This window comes from Promicromonospora kroppenstedtii, assembly GCF_044389675.1.
In the GTDB taxonomy this organism is placed as follows: Bacteria; Actinomycetota; Actinomycetes; order Actinomycetales; family Cellulomonadaceae; genus Promicromonospora; species Promicromonospora kroppenstedtii.
Genome location: NZ_JBIRYI010000005.1, coordinates 176,745 through 194,594 on the forward strand (window position 1 = coordinate 176,745; position 17,850 = coordinate 194,594).

At 68.4% G+C, this 17,850-nt stretch carries 15 protein-coding genes; 7 read left to right on the top strand and 8 right to left on the bottom strand.

Annotated features, from left to right (window positions below; all coding sequences use genetic code 11):
• Window positions 1–134: 134 nt before the first annotated feature.
• From ACH47X_RS10000 to gyrB, 3 genes are all read right to left on the bottom strand, one after another.
• A complete protein-coding gene (locus ACH47X_RS10000) occupies window positions 135–1,355 on the bottom strand; it encodes a DUF3566 domain-containing protein (RefSeq protein ID WP_397403768.1) in 1,221 nt (406 codons plus the stop codon).
• Entirely contained in the window at window positions 1,355–4,015 is a 2,661-nt protein-coding gene (gyrA, locus tag ACH47X_RS10005; protein WP_142031803.1) for a DNA gyrase subunit A, read from the bottom strand. The genes ACH47X_RS10000 and gyrA overlap by 1 nt, the downstream gene beginning before the upstream one ends.
• Window positions 4,016–4,197: 182 nt before the next feature.
• Window positions 4,198–6,279 carry a DNA topoisomerase (ATP-hydrolyzing) subunit B gene (gyrB, locus tag ACH47X_RS10010; RefSeq protein ID WP_397403770.1) on the bottom strand — a complete coding sequence of 694 codons (2,082 nt, stop codon included), beginning with the start codon at window positions 6,277–6,279 and terminating at the stop codon, window positions 4,198–4,200.
• Between the two features lie 607 nt (window positions 6,280–6,886).
• Here gyrB and ACH47X_RS10015 point away from each other — a divergent pair.
• Entirely contained in the window at window positions 6,887–7,696 is an 810-nt protein-coding gene (locus ACH47X_RS10015; protein WP_397403772.1) for a hypothetical protein, read from the top strand.
• 123 nt (window positions 7,697–7,819) lie between these two features.
• On the opposite strand, the gene ACH47X_RS10020 is transcribed toward ACH47X_RS10015, so the two are convergent.
• From ACH47X_RS10020 to dnaA, 5 genes are all read right to left on the bottom strand, one after another.
• On the bottom strand, window positions 7,820–8,335 hold the full coding sequence (locus ACH47X_RS10020; protein ID WP_020017325.1) for a DUF721 domain-containing protein: 516 nt from the start codon (window positions 8,333–8,335) through the stop codon (window positions 7,820–7,822).
• Between the two features lie 19 nt (window positions 8,336–8,354).
• Window positions 8,355–9,593 (bottom strand): DNA replication/repair protein RecF, encoded by a 1,239-nt coding sequence (gene recF / locus ACH47X_RS10025; RefSeq protein WP_397403775.1) that lies wholly within the window; start codon window positions 9,591–9,593, stop codon window positions 8,355–8,357.
• 26 nt (window positions 9,594–9,619) lie between these two features.
• Complete coding sequence (gene gnd, locus ACH47X_RS10030; protein ID WP_036958750.1) at window positions 9,620–10,516, bottom strand: phosphogluconate dehydrogenase (NAD(+)-dependent, decarboxylating); 897 nt, start codon at window positions 10,514–10,516, stop codon at window positions 9,620–9,622.
• A gap of 120 nt (window positions 10,517–10,636) precedes the next feature.
• Entirely contained in the window at window positions 10,637–11,770 is a 1,134-nt protein-coding gene (dnaN, locus tag ACH47X_RS10035) for a DNA polymerase III subunit beta (protein ID WP_397403777.1), read from the bottom strand.
• A 709-nt stretch (window positions 11,771–12,479) separates the two neighbouring features.
• Window positions 12,480–13,916, bottom strand: coding sequence for a chromosomal replication initiator protein DnaA (gene dnaA / locus ACH47X_RS10040; RefSeq protein ID WP_020017329.1), 1,437 nt, complete (start codon window positions 13,914–13,916; stop codon window positions 12,480–12,482).
• 432 nt (window positions 13,917–14,348) lie between these two features.
• On the opposite strand from dnaA, the gene rpmH reads away from it, so the two are divergent.
• From rpmH to rsmG, 6 genes are all read left to right on the top strand, one after another.
• Window positions 14,349–14,486: a 50S ribosomal protein L34 gene (rpmH, locus tag ACH47X_RS10045; RefSeq protein WP_010849920.1), complete on the top strand. Its 138-nt coding sequence runs from the start codon at window positions 14,349–14,351 to the stop codon at window positions 14,484–14,486.
• 3 nt (window positions 14,487–14,489) lie between these two features.
• On the top strand, window positions 14,490–14,867 hold the full coding sequence (rnpA, locus tag ACH47X_RS10050) for a ribonuclease P protein component (RefSeq protein WP_397403780.1): 378 nt from the start codon (window positions 14,490–14,492) through the stop codon (window positions 14,865–14,867).
• Complete coding sequence (yidD, locus tag ACH47X_RS10055; RefSeq protein ID WP_397403782.1) at window positions 14,864–15,172, top strand: membrane protein insertion efficiency factor YidD; 309 nt, start codon at window positions 14,864–14,866, stop codon at window positions 15,170–15,172. The genes rnpA and yidD overlap by 4 nt, the downstream gene beginning before the upstream one ends.
• An 83-nt stretch (window positions 15,173–15,255) precedes the next feature.
• Window positions 15,256–16,446: a membrane protein insertase YidC gene (gene yidC, locus ACH47X_RS10060; RefSeq protein WP_397403784.1), complete on the top strand. Its 1,191-nt coding sequence runs from the start codon at window positions 15,256–15,258 to the stop codon at window positions 16,444–16,446.
• A gap of 11 nt (window positions 16,447–16,457) precedes the next feature.
• The gene (locus tag ACH47X_RS10065; protein WP_036958754.1) at window positions 16,458–17,012 is read left to right on the top strand and encodes a Jag family protein; all 555 of its coding nucleotides are present in this window, start codon (window positions 16,458–16,460) and stop codon (window positions 17,010–17,012) included.
• Between the two features lie 111 nt (window positions 17,013–17,123).
• Window positions 17,124–17,792 (top strand): 16S rRNA (guanine(527)-N(7))-methyltransferase RsmG, encoded by a 669-nt coding sequence (gene rsmG, locus ACH47X_RS10070; protein WP_397403786.1) that lies wholly within the window; start codon window positions 17,124–17,126, stop codon window positions 17,790–17,792.
• Window positions 17,793–17,850: the final 58 nt, after the last annotated feature.

Consider the following 17,850-nt stretch of genomic DNA (forward strand, 5'->3'; position numbering starts at 1 on the left):
CGTTGCGCACGCTCTTGGCGACACTGGAGATTACCCCAGGTAGGGACGATGTCCCAAACCGAAATGATGGTTCGCGGTGTGACGTGCGCCGAGCCGTGCGCGATGACGCACGGGAACGCTCTGGTACTGCTGGATCAGTCGTCGGTCAGCGTCATGTGCACGCCGCCGACCAGTGCTGCCGTGATGTTGTACAGGAACGCCATGATCGTCGCGATCGCCGTCAGCAGGACGATGTTGCAGATGCTGATCAGGGTCGCGAGCGAGATGACACGGGGGAACTCCACGAACTGCGTGAGGTTCACGTTGCTCTGCGGGCCGACGGCGTCCTCCACGAACGTCTGCACCGTGGTGAACACACCGAGGCTGTTGAGCACCGACCAGAAGACGGCGGTGGCGACCACGGTCATGATCGCGACCGCGACGGCCAGCAGGAACGCGAGCTTCATGACCGACCACGGGTCCACCCGGGAGAGGGCGAGCCGCACCCGGCGAGGCCCGGCCGGCGCCGGACGCGGCACCTCCGGCGTGGGGGTCGACGCGGGCTGCGCGGGCACCTGCTGGGCCTGCGGCCCGTCGGGGACCGGAGTGGCCGTGCCGCGCACGCCTGCGGCCGTGTAGTGCATCTCGGGCCGCGGCTTGGGCTCGTTCTGGGCGGACGCCGCCTGCCCGTCGTCGTCAGGCATGATCGAGGACACCTTCTTCGCCGCGCTGCGGGCGGCGTCCAGGGCGGCCTGGGCCGCCTTCATCGCGCCGGCCTTCACGCCGTCGGCCGGTCCTGCCGGGGCCGGGGCCGGGGTGCTCACCGACGCAGTGGGCGCCGGCACCCGGTTCCACGACTTGGCGTCGGGCTCGGTCGGGGTGGAACCCTGCGCCGTCGAGGCGTCGTTCTTGGCCGAGGCCCGCCCGATGGCCGATACCAGACCCGCCGGGTCCTTGTCCTCGCCGTTCGACACCGACGTGGGCTCTGCCGACTTCTGGTCCTTGCCCGACTTCCCGGCCTCGTAGGCCGACCGCCAGACGCCCCCCGTCGTCGGGACGTCGGTGGTGGAATCGCCGGGAGCAGGCGGTGCCGGGGGCTTGCCCTCGGCCTTGGCCGGGGCCGTCTTCGCCGGCGCGGCGACCACGATCGGCTCGGACGCCTTCTCGCCGTCCTTGCCCTGCCCCGTGGCGGCCTCGCTGCTCGTCGAGCCGTCCGACGCGGACCCCTTCTCCGAGTCGGCCCCTGCCGACTCCGTGTCCGAGGTCTCGGCCTCGGCCGATGCCGCAGGCACGTCCTTGCGGTCCCGGGTGATCTCCAGGTCCTCTTCGAGCGAAGGCGTCGCGATGCGCACGTGCCCGTTCTTGTCACTCGTCATCAGCTGTCCTCGCGTCCGGTGCTGTCCTGCTCAGGGGTGCTCGGAACCTCGTCGGGGGTCGGATTCTCTTCCACGGTAACCCGCTCGGTGGGTTCGCCGTCGGAGTTCTCGTCCAGGGCTCCCACCGCATCGCCCGCGTCCTCACGCTCCGCGTTGCGCGCGACGGCGATGATCCTGTCCCCCTTGTCCGGCTTTGCGAAGGTTACCCCCTGGGTGTTCCGGCCGGTGAGGTTAACTTCTGCGACAGCCGAGCGCACGATCTTCCCGCGCTCCATGATGACCAGCACCTCGTCGTCGGCGTGGGTGACGAGGGCTCCCACGAGGTCGCCGCGTGCCTCGACGAGGTTGGCGACCTTGATGCCGAGGCCACCGCGGCCCTGGATCCGGTACTCCGAGATCCGGGTGCGCTTGGCGAACCCGCCCTCGGTGACGACGAACAGGTCGGCGCCGTCGATGACGACGTCGGCGGACAGCAGCTCGTCCTCCTCACGGAACTTCATGCCGGTGACGCCAGACGTCGCGCGGCCGAGCGGACGGATCGACTCGTCGTCCGCGTGGAAGCGGATCGACTGGCCCTTGCGCGACACGAGGATGAGGTCGTCGTCGGCGTTCACGAGGCGGGCCGAGACCAGCTCGTCCGCGGCGCCGTCGGCGTCCTCCCGCAGGTTGATCGCGATGAGGCCGCCGGAACGCGGCGAGTTGTACTCGCTCAGCCGGGTCTTCTTCACGAGCCCACGTCGCGTGGCCAGCACCAGGTAGTCGGCGGCCTCGTAGTCGGGGATGTCGAGCACCTGGGCGATCTTCTCGCCGGGCTGGAAGGCCAGCAGGTTGGCGACGTGCTGACCCTTCGCGTCGCGGCCACCCTCGGGGAGCTCGTAGCCCTTGGCCCGGTAGACCCGGCCGAGGTTGGTGAAGAACAGCATCCAGTGGTGGGTCGTCGTCGTGAAGAAGTGGTCCACGATGTCGTCCTCGCGCAGCTGCGCGCCGCGCACACCCTTGCCGCCGCGCTTCTGCGAGCGGTAGTTGTCCGTCCGCGTCCGCTTGGCGTATCCGCCGCGCGTGATCGTGACGACCACGTCCTCCTCGGGGATCAGGTCCTCCATGGACATGTCGCCGTCGTAGGGGAGGATCGTGGTGCGGCGCTCGTCGCCCCAGCGCTCGGTGACCTCGTCGAGCTCCTCGCCCACGATGGCCCGCTGCCGCTCCGGCTTCGCGAGGATGTCCTCGTAGTCCTCGATCTCGGCACGCAGCTTGGCGTGCTCGTCGAGGATCTTCTGGCGCTCGAGGGCGGCCAGGCGGCGCAGCTGCATCGACAGGATCGCGTTGGCCTGCTGCTCGTCGATCGTGAGCAGGTCCATCAGGCCCGTGCGCGCCTCGTCGACGTCGGGGGAGCGGCGGATCAGCGCGATGACCTCGTCGAGCGCGTCGAGCGCCTTGAGGTAACCGTCGTAGATGTGGATCTGGTCCTGTGCCTCCTTGAGGAGGTACTCGGTACGCCGGCGGATGACCTCGATCTGGTGCGTGGTCCAGTGCCGCACGAAGGCGTCGATGCTGAGCGTGCGGGGCACCTCGTCGACGAGCGCAAGCATGTTCGCGCTGAAGTTCTCCTGCAGCGGGGTGTGCTTGTAGAGGTTGTTCAGCACCACCTTGGCGACGGCGTCGCGCTTGAGCACGATCACCAGGCGCTGCCCGGTACGGCCCGACGTCTCGTCGCGGATGTCGGCGATGCCGTTGATCCGGCCGTCGTTGACGAGGTCCGCGATCTTCGAGGCCAGGTTGTCCGGGTTGACCATGTAGGGCAGCTCGGTGACGACCAGGCAGATCCGGTTCTGGATCTCCTCGACGTTCACGACCGCGCGCATCGTGATGGAGCCACGACCGGTGCGGTACGCGTCCTCGATGCCCTTGTGGCCGAGAACCTGTGCGCCCGTCGGGAAGTCGGGGCCCTTGATGCGCTGCAGGAGCGCCTCGAGCAGCTCCTCGCGCGTGGCGTCGGGGTGGGCCAGGTGCCACCGGACCCCCTCGGCCACCTCGCGCAGGTTGTGCGGCGGGATGTTCGTCGCCATGCCGACGGCGATGCCGGCCGAGCCGTTGACCAGCAGGTTCGGGATGCGCGCCGGAAGGACGACGGGCTCCTGCGTGCGACCGTCGTAGTTGGGCCGGAAGTCGACGGTGCCCTTCTCGATGTCTCGCACCATCTCCAGGGCGAGCGGAGCCATCTTGCACTCGGTGTACCGCGGGGCCGCGGCCGGGTCGTTGCCCGGCGAGCCGAAGTTGCCCTGCCCGGCCACGAGCGGGTAGCGCAGCACCCAGTCCTGGACCAGGCGGACCAAGGTGTCGTAGATCGCGGTGTCGCCGTGGGGGTGGTACTTACCCATGACGTCACCGACGACGCGCGAGCACTTGGAGAACGCGCGGTCCGGCCGGTAACCGCCGTCGTACATCGCGTAGATGACGCGGCGGTGCACCGGCTTGAGGCCGTCACGCACGTCGGGCAGCGCACGGCCCACGATCACGCTCATCGCGTAGTCGAGGTACGACCGCTGCATCTCGAGCTGCAGGTCCACCTGCTCCACGCGGCCGTGCTGCACCGCGACTCGTGCGTCCTCCGCGGGAATGCCGTCGTCGGCGTTCTCCACGCCGGGGGTCTCGTCCGTCACCGTCTGTACTTCCTTTCCACGCCGGTGGGCGTGTCACTTCGTCTCCTGGGCCGCCCTGTCCGTTCCCGGGGCCGCACGCCCGGACGGGCGGCGGCTCCGGGGCTCACGAGCCCCTGGCTCGTGCGCTCGTTCCTCGGACGACTCTGCACATGTCGATGTCCTGCGAGGCTGCGCCTCACTCCTCAGATGTCGAGGAACCGCACGTCCTTGGCGTTGCGCTGGATGAAGGTGCGGCGGGACTCGACGTCCTCGCCCATCAGTACGGAGAAGATCTCGTCGGCCGCGGCCGCGTCGTCCATGGTCACCTGCAGCAGCGTCCGGTGGTCCGGGTCCATCGTGGTGTCCCAGAGCTCGGAGTAGTCCATCTCGCCCAGGCCCTTGTAGCGCTGGATGCCGTTGTCCTTCGGGATCCGCTTGCCCTGGGCGGCGCCGGCCTCGAGGAACGCGTCGCGCTCCCGGTCCGAGTAGACGTAGTCGTGCGGTGCGTTGCTCCACTTGATCCGGTACAGCGGCGGCTGCGCGAGGTACACGTGGCCGTGCTCGATGAGCGGACGCATGTAACGGAACAGCAGTGTGAGCAGCAGGGTGGCGATGTGCTGACCGTCGACGTCGGCGTCCGCCATGAGCACGATCTTGTGGTACCTCAGCTTCGCGATGTCGAAGTCCTCGCCGATGCCGGTGCCAAACGCCGTGATGAGCGCCTGGACCTCGGCGTTCGAGAGCGCCTTGTCCAGCCGTGCCCGCTCGACGTTCAGGATCTTGCCGCGCAGAGGGAGGATCGCCTGGGTGCGCGGGTTGCGACCGCGGACCGCCGAACCACCTGCCGAGTCACCCTCGACGACGTAGATCTCGCACTCTTCCGGGTGGTTCGACTGGCAGTCCCGCAGCTTGCCAGGCATGCCGCCGCTGCTCAGGATTCCCTTGCGCCGGGTCGCCTCGCGCGCCTTGCGCGCCGCGATGCGGGCCTGGGAAGCCTGGATCGCCTTGCGGATGACGTCGCGCGCCTCGTTCGGGTGGGCGTCGAACCAGTCGACGAGCTGCTCGCGCACGACGCGCTGCACGAAGGTCTTGGCCTCCGTGTTGCCGAGCTTCGTCTTGGTCTGGCCCTCGAACTGCGGCTCGCCGAGCTTGACGGAGATGACGGCGGTCAGCCCCTCCCGGATGTCGTCACCGGTGAGGTTCTCGTCCTTCTCCTTGATGATCCCCTTGTCCCGCGCGTAGCTGTTGACCAGCGTGGTCATCGCCGCACGGAAGCCCTCCTCGTGCGTGCCACCCTCGGTGGTGGAGATCGTGTTGGCGAAGGTGTGCACCGACTCGCTGTAGGCGCTGGTCCACTGGAGTGCGACCTCGACGGAGATCTTGCGCTCGGTGTCCTCGCTCTCGAACCAGATCACGTCGGGATGGATGAGCTCCACGCGCTTCGCCGAGTTCAGGTGGTGCACGTAGTCCATCAGACCGTCGTCGTACTTGTACGTCACGGTGCGCCAGGCGTCGGCACCCTGCGCGTCCGGGGTGGTCCCGTCGGCGCCGCCCTGCCCGTCGGCGACCTGCTCGACGCCGTCGGCGGCCGCCTCGGGCTCCGCGCCCGTGACCTCGTCGGTCGCAGCGGAGTGACCCGCGCGCTCGTCGGTCAGCGTGATCTTCAGGCCCTTGTTCAGGAACGCGTACTGCTGGAACCGCGCCCGGAGGGTCTCGAAGTCGTACTCGGTGGTCTCGAAGATGCTGCCGTCGGCCCAGAAGGTCTGCGTGGTCCCGGTGTGCTCGTCGGCACCGAGCGGCTCAAGCTTCTCGACGCCGGTGATCGGGTTACCGCCGTCGGTGTACTCCTGGCGCCAGTGGAAGCCGTCGCGGCGCACCTCGGACACGAACCGGGTACTCAGGGCGTTCACCACGGACATGCCGACGCCGTGCAGGCCGCCGGAGACGGCATAACCGCCACCGCCGAACTTTCCGCCGGCATGCAGGATCGTCATCACGACCTCAAGCGTGGGCTTGCCCTCGGTCGGGTGCATGGCGACCGGGATACCGCGGCCGTCGTCGGTGACTCGCACCCCGCCGTCGGCCAGAAGGCGTACGTCGATCTCGGTGGCGTGGCCCGCGAGAGCCTCGTCCACAGCGTTATCCACAATCTCGTACACAAGGTGGTGGAGCCCACGCTCACCGGTTGATCCGATATACATGCCCGGTCGCTTACGAACGGCCTCGAGACCTTCCAGGACTGTGATGTTCCCGGCGTCGTAGCCGCCGTCGATTCGCTCTGTCACGGGCGGGGTTGCTCCTCGTCTTTCAGGCACACGATGTGCACGACGACGGACGTACCAGCGACGGCACGAGTGGCTCAGGCCCGGTAGGGCCCCGGCCTGCTCGGGTGCTATGCACGGTCCGACGACTCGTCGGTGCTCAGCGTTCCGGGTCCTCAGGACGTTCCTGGGAACCCGGCGCGGTTGACCCCCTCATACTACCTTCTGAGCGGCGAAAACCCGGGATCCTGGGGTGTTTGTAGCCACTCCTCCACAACCTTTCTCCACAGGGTGATTTCCGGGGCCCTGGAGGGGTTCGGATCAGCCCCCCGGACCGCCGTCGCGGTGGTTGATCGGGTTCGCGGCCCAGGCGTTGATCACCGTCGGGGGCCGCCCGCGATCGCGACGCCCGGACGACGTCGTCCGCCGTTCCACGGAGCACGCGTCACGGGCATGTCGCGACGGCACCAGGCATGCAGATGCCCACTGAATCGCAACGTCACTGCCTGACGAAGGTCAGAAAATTTGTACGCAGAAGGAGACATTTCGTTGATTTGTCTTTTTCTGCTCTAATGGCACCGACCGGTCACATGCGCGCGCTCGCGCACTCTCACTTCGAAGGGCTTACAGAGTGAAGAAGCTTCTTGCCGGCGGAACCCTCGCCGTCCTGGCTTTCGGCGGCATGATCGCCTCGGCCGCACCCGCATCCGCACACACGCCGAGCGTCTCCTCGGACTGCGGTTTCGTGAACGTTGATCTCAAGTACTACCAGGGCGCCAAGGTCACGGTCGTCATTGACGGCCAGACCGTCGAGGACACCGAGTTCAACGGTGGTTTCCAGAAGCGCTACGAGGAAAACCTCGGCCTCGACAAGGCGCACGAGTGGACCGTCACCGTCGACGCCTACGACGGCAAGGACGGCACGCAGTACGACTGGTCGCAGTCGGGCTCCATCGGTGTCTGCCAGACGCCGCCGCCCGCCGAGGTCGTCAACCCCGTGGTGCCGGAGGCCGTTTCCGGCTGCGCCGCCAGCCTGGACGACATCGTGCTCCCCGAGAGCACCGAGGCGATCACCTACACCAAGACCGAGGCCGGCATCGTCGCCACCCTCAACTCGGAGGAGTTCATCTTCCCCGAGGAGCTCGGTGCCTACATCCCGCAGGAGGACGGTTCGGCCCTGCTGCCGACCGAGGCCATCGTCTTCGAGGAGGAGTGCGAGCCGACGCCGACGCCGTCCGAGCCTTCGGTCGAGCCGAGCGAGGCGGCCTCCGTGCCGCCCGTGGACGAGCCGTCCGCATCGCCCAGCCCCGCGGCTGAGGAGCCCGAGGAGCTCGCCGCGACCGGTGCGACCGTCGGTGGCGCCATCGCGTTCGCCGCGCTGCTGGCCATCGGTGGCGTCGCCCTGGTCTGGGCCCGCAAGCGCATGCAGCACAACGCGTGAGCTGATCGCTCCTGGCTGACGCCACGGCGCAGCTGAGCAGAGAAGGGCTCCCCGGCTTCGGCCGGGGAGCCCTTCGTGCGTCTGTGGACGCGTGAGCGTGCGCCTGTGGATATCCGGCCGGCGTCAGCCCCAGGTATCGCGGGGACCCGGTCCACGCACCGAGCGCGGACCGCGCCGGAAGCCAGGACCCGCGGGGCCGAGAACCGTGACCTCCTCGACGACGCCCTCACCGATCTCCTCGGCCATGCGGCGGATCAGGTTCGGCACCAGCAGCCGTAGCTGGGTCGCCCAGGCGGTGGAGTCCGCGCGCACCACGAGGACCTTGTCCTCGAACGTCTCGGGCGTGCAGTGGTCGGCGATCTCCGAGCCCACGACCTCGCGCCAGCGGCCCACGACACCGCCGACCGACACCTCCTCGGTCCAGCCCTTCTCCCGTAGCAGCCGGCCGACTACAGCCCCGAGAAGCTGTGGATCCCGCGCTCCGGGGCCCGAACCGCTCGACCGGGGCTCGGCCAGGGGAGAGCGTCGTGAGGGCGATCCGGGCCGCAGCCCACGGGCACGGGCCGCCGCCTTGGCGCGGTTCAGGGCCGCGCGCGCGACCTCCGACGGCGGGGTCAGCGCGGGCTCGGAGTTATCCACAGGCCCCTGTGGAGATTCATCAGTCACGGGTCACCGTCCCGGGTTCCACGTGAAACCGTACGCCGTCGAGCGCCGCCGGGATGTCCTCGGGCACGGCGGCGGTCACGAGCACCTGGCGGGCCGGGAGCACCAGGTCCGCGAGACGCTGCCGGCGCCGGACGTCGAGCTCTGCGAACACGTCGTCAAGTATGAGCACCGGGTCGGCATCGGTACCGAGATCCGGGTCCCAGAATGCGGGTGAATCCGCCGAATTCTGCGGATCTCCGCCGAGTAGACGGAACGACGCCAACCGTAGCGCGAGCGCGAACGACCACGATTCGCCATGGCTCGCGTACCCCTTGGCAGGCAGCCCGCCGAGCGTCAGGACAAGGTCGTCCCGGTGCGGCCCGACCAGGCTCACGCCCCGTTCGAGCTCCTGCGGCCGGGCGGCGGCCAGGGCCTCCAGCAGGAGGTCACGGAGGCGCGCGACGTCCGAAAAGTTATCCCCAGAGCCTGTGGACAAGTCCGGTGGATTGTCCTCCGACAGCGCCGGGAGGGACGACCGGTACACGATCTCCGCATCGCCGTCGGCGTCGCTCACCTGCTCGTACGCCGCGGCGACCGCAGGACGGAGCGCGTGCACCAGCTGGACCCGCAGCGACAGGATCTCCGCCCCGAGCTCGGCGAGCCGGGCGTCCCAGACGTCGAGCGTCGCGAGCTCGGCGGCCGCCGAGCTCTCGGAGCGGGACGACCCACCCGACCGCCTCGCCGACCGGGCCGACTTCAGCAGTGCCGAGCGCTGCCGCAGCACCCGTTCGTAGTCCGAGAGCACCGCGGACATCCGCGGCATCATCAGGACCAGCAACTGGTCCATGAACCGCCTGCGGCCGTCCGGGTCACCCTTCACCAGGGCGAGATCCTCGGGGGCGAACAGGACCGTCCGCAGGACGCCCAGCACGTCTCGCGCCCGGACCGGCTGGCCGCGATTGATCCGGGCGCGGTTCGCCTTGCCCTGGGTGATCTCCAGCTCGACCGTGCTTGCCCGGTCGCCCCGCACGATCCGGGTCCGCACGACGGCGCGCTCCGCACCCGAACGCACCAGCGGTGCGTCCGTGGCGACGCGGTGCGAACCCAGGGTCGCGACGTACCCGATGGCCTCGACGAGGTTGGTCTTGCCCCGGCCGTTGCGCCCTACGAAGGCGTTGACCCCGGGCTCGAGCTCCACGTCGGCCGACGCGTACGACCGGAAGTCCAGCAGGGAGAGGTGGGAGACGTACATCGGTAGGAGATCGTACGTCCCGGACGCTACTCCGCCGACTTGACCGCGTGCCCGCCGAACTGCTGGCGGAGCGCGGCCACGGCCTTCATCGCCGGCGACTGCTCCTGGCGGGAGGCGAACCGCGCGAACAGTGCGGCAGAGATCACGGGGAGCGGAACGGCCAGGTCGATGCCCTCGTCCACGGTCCAACGGCCCTCACCCGAGTCGTCGACCCAGTCGTCCAGCAGCGCGAGCTTCGGGTCCTCCTCCAGCGCCTTGACCATGAGGTCGAGCAGCCAGGAACGGACGACCGTGCCGCGGCTCCAGGCACGGACCGTGCCGTGCACGTCGGTGATCAGGTCGGACTTGGCAGCCAGGAGCTCGTAGCCCTCGGCGTAGGCCTGCATGAGGCCGTACTCGATGCCGTTGTGGACCATCTTGGCGTAGTGGCCTGCCCCGACCCCGCCCGCATGGACGAAGCCCTCCTCGCGGGGCCCCTCGGGACGCAGCGCGTCGAAGACCGGCATGACGCTCTCCACGTCCGCGGCAGCGCCGCCGACCATCAGGCCGTAGCCGTTCTCGAGGCCCCAGACACCGCCGCTCACGCCGACGTCGAGGTAGCCGATCCCGTTCTTGGCGAGCTCCGCGGCTCGCTCCTGGTCCTCGACGTAGTGGGAGTTACCGCCCTCGATCACGATGTCGCCCTCGGACAGGATCTGCCCGAGCTGGTCGAGGACCCCGCGCGTGGGCTCGCCGGCCGGCACCATCACCCAGACGACGCGCTTCTCCTCGGGGAGCGCGGCGGCGAGGTCGGCGAGCGTCTCGACGTCGGACACCTCGGGGCGCGGGTCGAACCCGGTGACCTCGATGCCGCCCTTGCGAAGGCGGGCCCGCATGTTGTTGCCCATCTTCCCCAGGCCGACCAGGCCGATGTGGGTAACCATGTGCGTGAAATCCTCCAGGGTCGTTCGACGGGGTCGCTCGTGGCGGCCGCCTTGGTGCTTGCTGACGGTGCTGTGGATGCACTGGACCGCTCCGGCCCCGACGGGCGGAGCAGCGGACCGTCAGCCGGTGAAGCGGATCGGCACCAGCAGGTACCGGTAAGCGGAGTCGTCCTGGCCGTCCAGGCTGCCCTGGCCCGTGAACTCCACCGGCTTGTTCGGGTGCGTGAAGGACAGCCGGACGAAGTCCGTGCCCAGTGCGCCCAGCCCGTCGAGCAGGAACTGCGGGTTGAACGCGACGGCGATGTCCTCGCCGACGAGCACGGCCTCCAGGGCCTCGGAAGCCTGTGCGTCGTCACCCTGACCGGCGTCCAGCACGACCTGTCCCTCGCTGAACGAGAGGCGGATCGGCGTGTTGCGCTCCGCGACGAGGCTCACGCGCTTGGCGGCCTCGATCAGCGGCGCGGTGGCGACGACGGCGTGGATGGGGGTGCTGTCCGGGAACAGCCGGCGGACGGCCGGGTAGTCGCCGTCGACCAGCTGGGACGTGGTCTGCCGGCCGCCGGCCTCGAAACCCACGAGGTCGAGGCCCTGTCCTGTGGACAGACCGACGTTGACGAGACCGCCGCCCGAGCCGAGCGACTTGGCGACGTCGTTGAGCGTGCGCGCCCGCACCAGCGCGACGGCGGAGAAGCCCGGGGTGGCCGGGGTCCACGTCAGCTCACGCAGGGCGAGCCGGTAGCGGTCGGTGGACAGGAGGGTGATGCGCTCGCCCTCGATCTCGACCCGCACACCGGTGAGCAGAGGCAGCGTGTCGTCCCGGCTGGCGGCGACGGTCACCTGCGCGACGGCGTGGGTGAACGCGTCGCCGGAGACCGTGCCGCTGACCTCGGGGAGACCCGGCAGCGCGGGGTACTCGTCCACAGGCATGGTGAGGAGGGTGAACCGGCTGGCGCCGCAGGTGACGATCACCTTGCTGCCCTCGAGCGCCACGTCGACAGGCTTGTTGGGCAGCGCGCGGGAGATCTCGGCGAGCAGTCGCCCGGAGACCAGCACCGTGCCCGGCTCTGCGACCTCGGCGGGGATCTCCGACCGCGCGGACGTCTCGTAGTCGAAGCTCGCGAGGTTGATCACGCCCTGTGCGTCTGCCTCGATCCGGACGCCGGCGAGGACCGGAGCCGGTGGGCGCGTGGGGAGCGTGCGAGCGGTCCATGTCACGGCATCGGCGAGGACGTCGCGCTCGACCCTGAACTTCATGCCGTTGCATCTCCTCTTGTTCCTGGACTGTCGAGGGAAACCCTACGCGAGTTGAGGACCGGGCGGCACTCGATAGACAGGGGCTGTGGATGGACTTCTCGACGGCACTCGTACTAGTGTTCGAAGTGGTGTCTGAGCGCTCGACCGCCTGATGAAGGCGTGTGGATTCCCCCTGATAGATAACTGTCGTAGTAGTAGTCGGTGTTGTGGAAACTGGGGAAATCGTGCCTTTCCGCAGGTCAGGTGCCATTTCTGCCTGTGGAGGAACTGTGGGTCCAACTGTGCATGAACTAGGGACCACTGTGGACGGCCAGTTTTTACACACAGGCTGTCCACCGATTCGGGTCTCGTCGCCCACAGAAAACAGGCCTTCATCCACACCTGTCCACAGGCTTGTCCCCAGGTGTGAACGGGCTGGTCAGCGCGGCAGACCAGGTTCTGCACAGACTCGGTCCACAGTGCTGGGGACAACCTGATCGGAGTGGCCGGAATCCGGGGATCCGTGTGTGGACAGACCTGTGGAGGTGCGTATACGCAACACCCCTGTGCACCGATAGGGCTGTGCACAGGGGTGGGGATAAGTGTGGGACTGCGGGTTATGCCGGATTTCACAGACGGGTTCGGGCCTGTGGGCGGCTCGGGGGGACGTCGGTCCGGCGCAGAGCTCGGAGACGGCTCGGCGTCTGCCGGGGACGGTCAGGAGGGCTCGTCAGCCGCGCTGCTGCTGCTTGATCCGGCTGGTGAGCTCGGTGACCTGGTTGTAGGTCGAGCGACGTTCCGCCATCTGGCCGGCGATCTTCTTGTTCGCGTGCATGACCGTGGTGTGATCACGGCCGCCGAACTGCTGGCCGATCTTGGGCAGCGACAGATCGGTGAGCTCGCGGCACAGATACATGGCGATCTGCCGAGCGGTGACCAGCACGCGGGAGCGTGACGAGCCGCACAGGTCGTCGATGGTGAGGCCGAAGTAAGCGGCGGTCTGCGCGATCACGACGGCGGGAGTGATCTCCGCCGTGTCGTCGTCGTCGGTGATGAGGTCCTTGAGGACTATCTCCGCCAGCGCCAGGTCGACCTGCTGCCGGTTGAGGTTGGCGAAGGCGGTCACGCGGATCAGCGCGCCCTCCAGCTCACGGATGTTCGTGGAGATCCGCGAGCCGATGTAGGAGAGGACCTCGGCCGGCACGTCGAGGTGCTCGCTGGCCGCCTTCTTGCGCATGATGGCGATGCGGGTCTCGAGGTCAGGGGGCTGGACGTCGGTGATGAGGCCCCACTCGAAGCGGGAGCGCAGCCGGTCCTCGAACCCGTTCAGCTGCTTGGGCGGGACGTCGGACGTGATGACGACCTGCTTGTTGGCGTTGTGCAGCGCGTTGAAGGTGTGGAAGAACTCCTCCATCGTCTGTTCCTTGCCCTGCAGGAACTGGATGTCGTCGATGAGGAGCACGTCGACGTCGCGGTACCGGCGCTGGAACGCGCCCGCCTTGCCCTCGCCGATGCTGTTGATGAAGTCGTTGGTGAACTCCTCGGAGTTCACGTACCGCACCCGGATGTGTGGATACAGGTTGTGGACGTAGTGCCCGATGGCGTGCAGCAGGTGGGTCTTGCCCAGCCCCGAGTCGCCGTAGATGAAGAGCGGGTTGTACGCCTTGGCCGGCGCCTCGGCCACGGCGACCGCGGCAGCGTGCGCGAACCGGTTGGACGAGCCGATGACGAACGTCTCGAAGATGTACTTCGGGTTCAGCCGGGTGGGCTCGGCGGAGGGCTTGGGCGCGGGCTGCGGCGCGATCGGCATCTGCGCCTGCTCCGGCTCCGGTGGTTCCTGCTCGAGGGAGAGCGCGGCTGGGCCGGAGATCTGCGACGGGCCGGCGAGCGTGCTGCTGCTCAGCTCGGGGTCGACGGTGATGCCGAAGCGGACGTCCCGTCCGAGCACCGAGGACATCGCGGAGACCAGGTCGTCGCGAACGGCCGTCTCCAGGTAGGTACGCGTCTGCTCGTGGGGAACGGCGATGAAGACCATGTCGTCCAGCACGGCCATCGGCTTGGCGAGACGGATGAAGGCGAGCTGCCGGGGGCTCATGTCAGGCCGGGCCTCGAGCGCTGTCAGGGTCTGCGCCCAGACGTCGCCGATGTTCTCGTCCGGGTTGGCCACTGGCTTTCCTTCGTCTCGTGCGTGGGGTGGTGCGCGATGCTGGGGGTGTGTTGGAGTCTGCCATGATGGGGCACCGTCCACACAGTTGTCCACAGGTTGTGGATGGCGGGGATCATGGCTGGGTAAGTGGTACGTAGCGTGCGTTGACGGGGTGGGGACAAGGGCGTCCGGGACGCGCGGTGTGGCGCGTCCGACACGCATGATCCCGCGGTTCTGGTTTGACCCGGGGGGTCCCGTCGGCGTAACGTCAGACAGCCGTTCCAGGTACTTCTGCGCGCCTATACACCGATCCGAGCCACGTCCTCCGACGTTGGCCAGGACCAGTGGGCCAGGCCCCGGGTCGGCTCGGTCGATCGAAGTACTGAACGGCCACCATTCACTGCATCGTCGAGGACAGACGGTGTGCCTACCCCGACGTTCTTGGAGTACCTCGTGAGCAAGCGGACCTTCCAGCCGAACAACCGCCGTCGTGCGAAGACCCACGGCTTCCGGCTGCGCATGCGCACCCGTGCCGGCCGCGCCATCCTGGCAGCTCGCCGGCGCAAGGGTCGCGCCGAGCTCTCAGCCTGAGCCATGTTGCCCGCGGCGCACCGTCTGCGCCGTTCCGTCGACTTCGAGCGGACGGTGCGCCGCGGCACGCGCGCAGGTCGATCGACCTTGGTGGTTCACCTTCTCGTTCCGGACGAAAGCGTCTCGGATCCGGGATCGGGAACTCCCCAGGTCGGTTTTGTCGTTTCCAAGGCTGTGGGTAACTCCGTGCAGCGCAACCTGGTGAAGCGCCGGCTCCGTGCCGCGGCGATCGGCCAGCTCTCAGTGCTGCCCGACTCCGCTTGGGCCGTCGTGCGCGCGCTTCCGCCGTCGGCGGGCGCGACCTACGCGGACCTCGATCGTGACCTCGACTCGTGCTTGCGCCGTGCCGTCGCGCGCGCTTCCGGAGGCGGAAAGAGATGACCACCGTCCCCGTACCCGAGGGTGAGGCGCCGGTGCGCGAGCCATCGCTCATCGGCCGGCTCCCGGTGACGCTCCTCGTGGGGATGGTCCGGTTCTACCAGGCGTTCATCAGCCCGATGAGCCCTCCGAGCTGCAAGTACTACCCGTCCTGCTCGCAGTACACCGTGATCGCGCTCCGCCGCCATGGTGCGCTGCGTGGGCTCGGTCTCGCGCTGTGGCGCCTGCTGCGGTGCAACCCGTGGAGTCTCGGCGGCGTCGACGACGTGCCGCCGGCGCGCGGCACGCACACTCACGCCGAGGGCTGACCTGCCCCGGTCCGTGCCGCCGTACACGACCCCCTCGCACCTCCCGCAGACTTCGCGTCACCAACACTGGAGCTTCTTGACCGATGGACTTCTTCGCCTTCCTCTACCCCATCGAGTGGGTCGTGGCCTGGATCATGTACGGGTCACACTGGCTGTTCACGACCCTGGGGATGTCCAGCGGCCCCGGCACCGCGTGGGTGCTCTCGATCGTGGCCCTCGTGATCGTCATTCGCGTGCTGCTCATCCCGCTGTTCTTCAAGCAGATCAAGGCCTCGCGCGGGATGCAGATGATCCAGCCCGAGCTGCAGGCCGTGCAGAAGAAGTACAAGGGCAAGACGGACCCGGCGTCCCGCGAGAACATGACGCGCGAGACCATGGAGCTGTACCGCAAGCACGGCACCAACCCGTTCGCCTCGTGCATGCCGATCCTGCTGCAGTCACCGATCTTCTTCGCGCTCTTCCGGGTGCTCAACGGCCTGCAGCCGATCTCGACCGGCGCCCAGGACCCGATCGGCCCGATCACCCGTGAGGTCGCCGGCGACATCGAGTCGTCGACGCTGTTCGGCGCGCAGCTGAGCGACGTCTTCCTGCAGACCGACTCGATGACCTCGCGCATCGTGGTGATCGTCCTGATCGTCGCGATGAGCGTCACGACCTTCACCACGCAGCGCCAGCTCACGATGAAGAACATGCCGCCGTCGGCCCTCGAGGGTCCGATGGCGCAGACGCAGAAGCTGATGCTCTACATGCTGCCGATCGTCTTCGCGATCTCCGGCGTGAACTTCCCGGTCGGTGTGCTGATCTACTGGACCGTCACCAACCTGTGGTCCATGGGCCAGCAGTACTACACGATCAAGCGGATGCCGACGCCTGGTTCCATCGCCGAGAAGCAGATGAAGGAGCGGCAGGCGGCGAAGGCCGCACGCAAGGCAGCCCGTAACGGCACGGTCATCGAGGACGAGGTCCCGGTGGTCGAGGAGCCGAAGAGCGGTCAGCGAGTTCAGCCGAAGCGCAAGAACCGGCAGAAGGGCGCGGCTCGGCCCGAAGCGACGCGACCGGCGATCGCTCAGGCGGCACCGCAGGACGCGGCCGACACGACGACCGATGCGCCGGCCGAGAAGCAGCAGGTCGCCAAGTCGAAGCAGTCCGGCACGCCGAAGCAGGCCGGCTCGGCCAAGCAGTCCAGCACGCAGCCGGGATCGAAGCCGAAGCAGTCCGGTACCGCGCCGGGGGCGACCTCGTCGTCGTCGGGCAAGCGCAAGCAGAAGAAGTAGGAGGAGACTCGATGAACGCGAGCACAGGTACGGCCGCCCCCGACCCCGCGGCCACGGTCGCCGATCCGGAGGACCGCACCAAGCGCCTCGAGGAGGAGGGCGAGATCGCGGCCGACTACCTCGAGGAGTTCCTCGACATCGCCGACCTCGACGGCGACATCGACCTCGACATCAAGCACGACCGCGCTGCGGTCGAGGTGGTCGCGGACGACCCCTCGTCGCTGTCCCACCTGATCGGCCGCGAGGGCGAGGTGCTCGACGCGATGCAGGAGCTCACCCGGCTGGCCGTGCAGACGCGGACAGGGGACCGGAGCCGGCTGATGCTCGACATCGGGGGTTACCGGGCAGCTCGCCGGGTGGAGCTCACCCGCATCGCTGAGAAGGCCGTCGAGCAGGTGCAGGCCTCAGGCGAAGAGGTCGAGCTCGAGCCGCTGAACGCCTTCGAGCGCAAGGTCGTGCACGACGCCGTCGCCGCTGCCGGCCTGGTCAGCGACTCGCGTGGCGTCGAGCCGGAGCGGTACGTCGTGGTTCAGCCAGCCGAGACGTCGGCTGTGGTTACCGACTGAGCAGATGGCTTCGGCCGAGGGCCGGTGCACGTCCCAGGACGTGCACCGGCCCTCGGTGTGTTTGGCTACTTTCGACAGCGAGTGGAGGACGGGGACGTGGAAGGTTCCGACGTGGCAGGGGAGACCGGCGCGGCCGATGAGGTGTTCGACGGCGAGACGCTTGGTGCGAGCGACACGGTCAAGGCGTACTTCGGTGATGCGTATGACGGCGTGGCTCGCTACGCGGAGCTGCTCCGCGACCAGGGTGAGCTGCGTGGGCTGATCGGGCCTCGCGAGGTATCGCGCATCTGGGAGCGGCACATCCTGAACTCCGCCGCCGTGGTTCCGTACCTGCCGACGACCGGGTCGGTCGCGGACATCGGGTCCGGGGCTGGTCTGCCCGGCATCGTGATCGCGGTGATGCGGCCTGAGCTCGACGTCATCCTGGTGGAGCCGATGGAGCGGCGGACGACCTGGCTCGCCGAGGTGGTCGCCGAGCTAGGACTCACCAACGTCCAGGTGAAGCGGGGGCGAGCCGAGGAGTATCACGACGCCTTCGAGGTCGACGCGGTCACATCGCGGGCGGTCGCCGCACTGTCGAAGCTGGTCCGGATGAGCATGCCTTTGGTGCGCATGGGCGGCGAGCTGGTGATCCTCAAGGGGCGCAACGTGGTGCAGGAGATCGAGCCTGCCCGCAAGGTGCTGCGCAAGTTCTCGGCCGTCGAGCCGGAGATCCTTGAGGGGGCCACGGTCGAGGGCGTCGAGGCGACGACGATTCTTCGGGTGCGGCGCAGCAAGTAGCGATGTTTCACGTGGAACGGGAGCGGTCGCCGGTGGGGCGACCGCTCCCGTTCTGTGT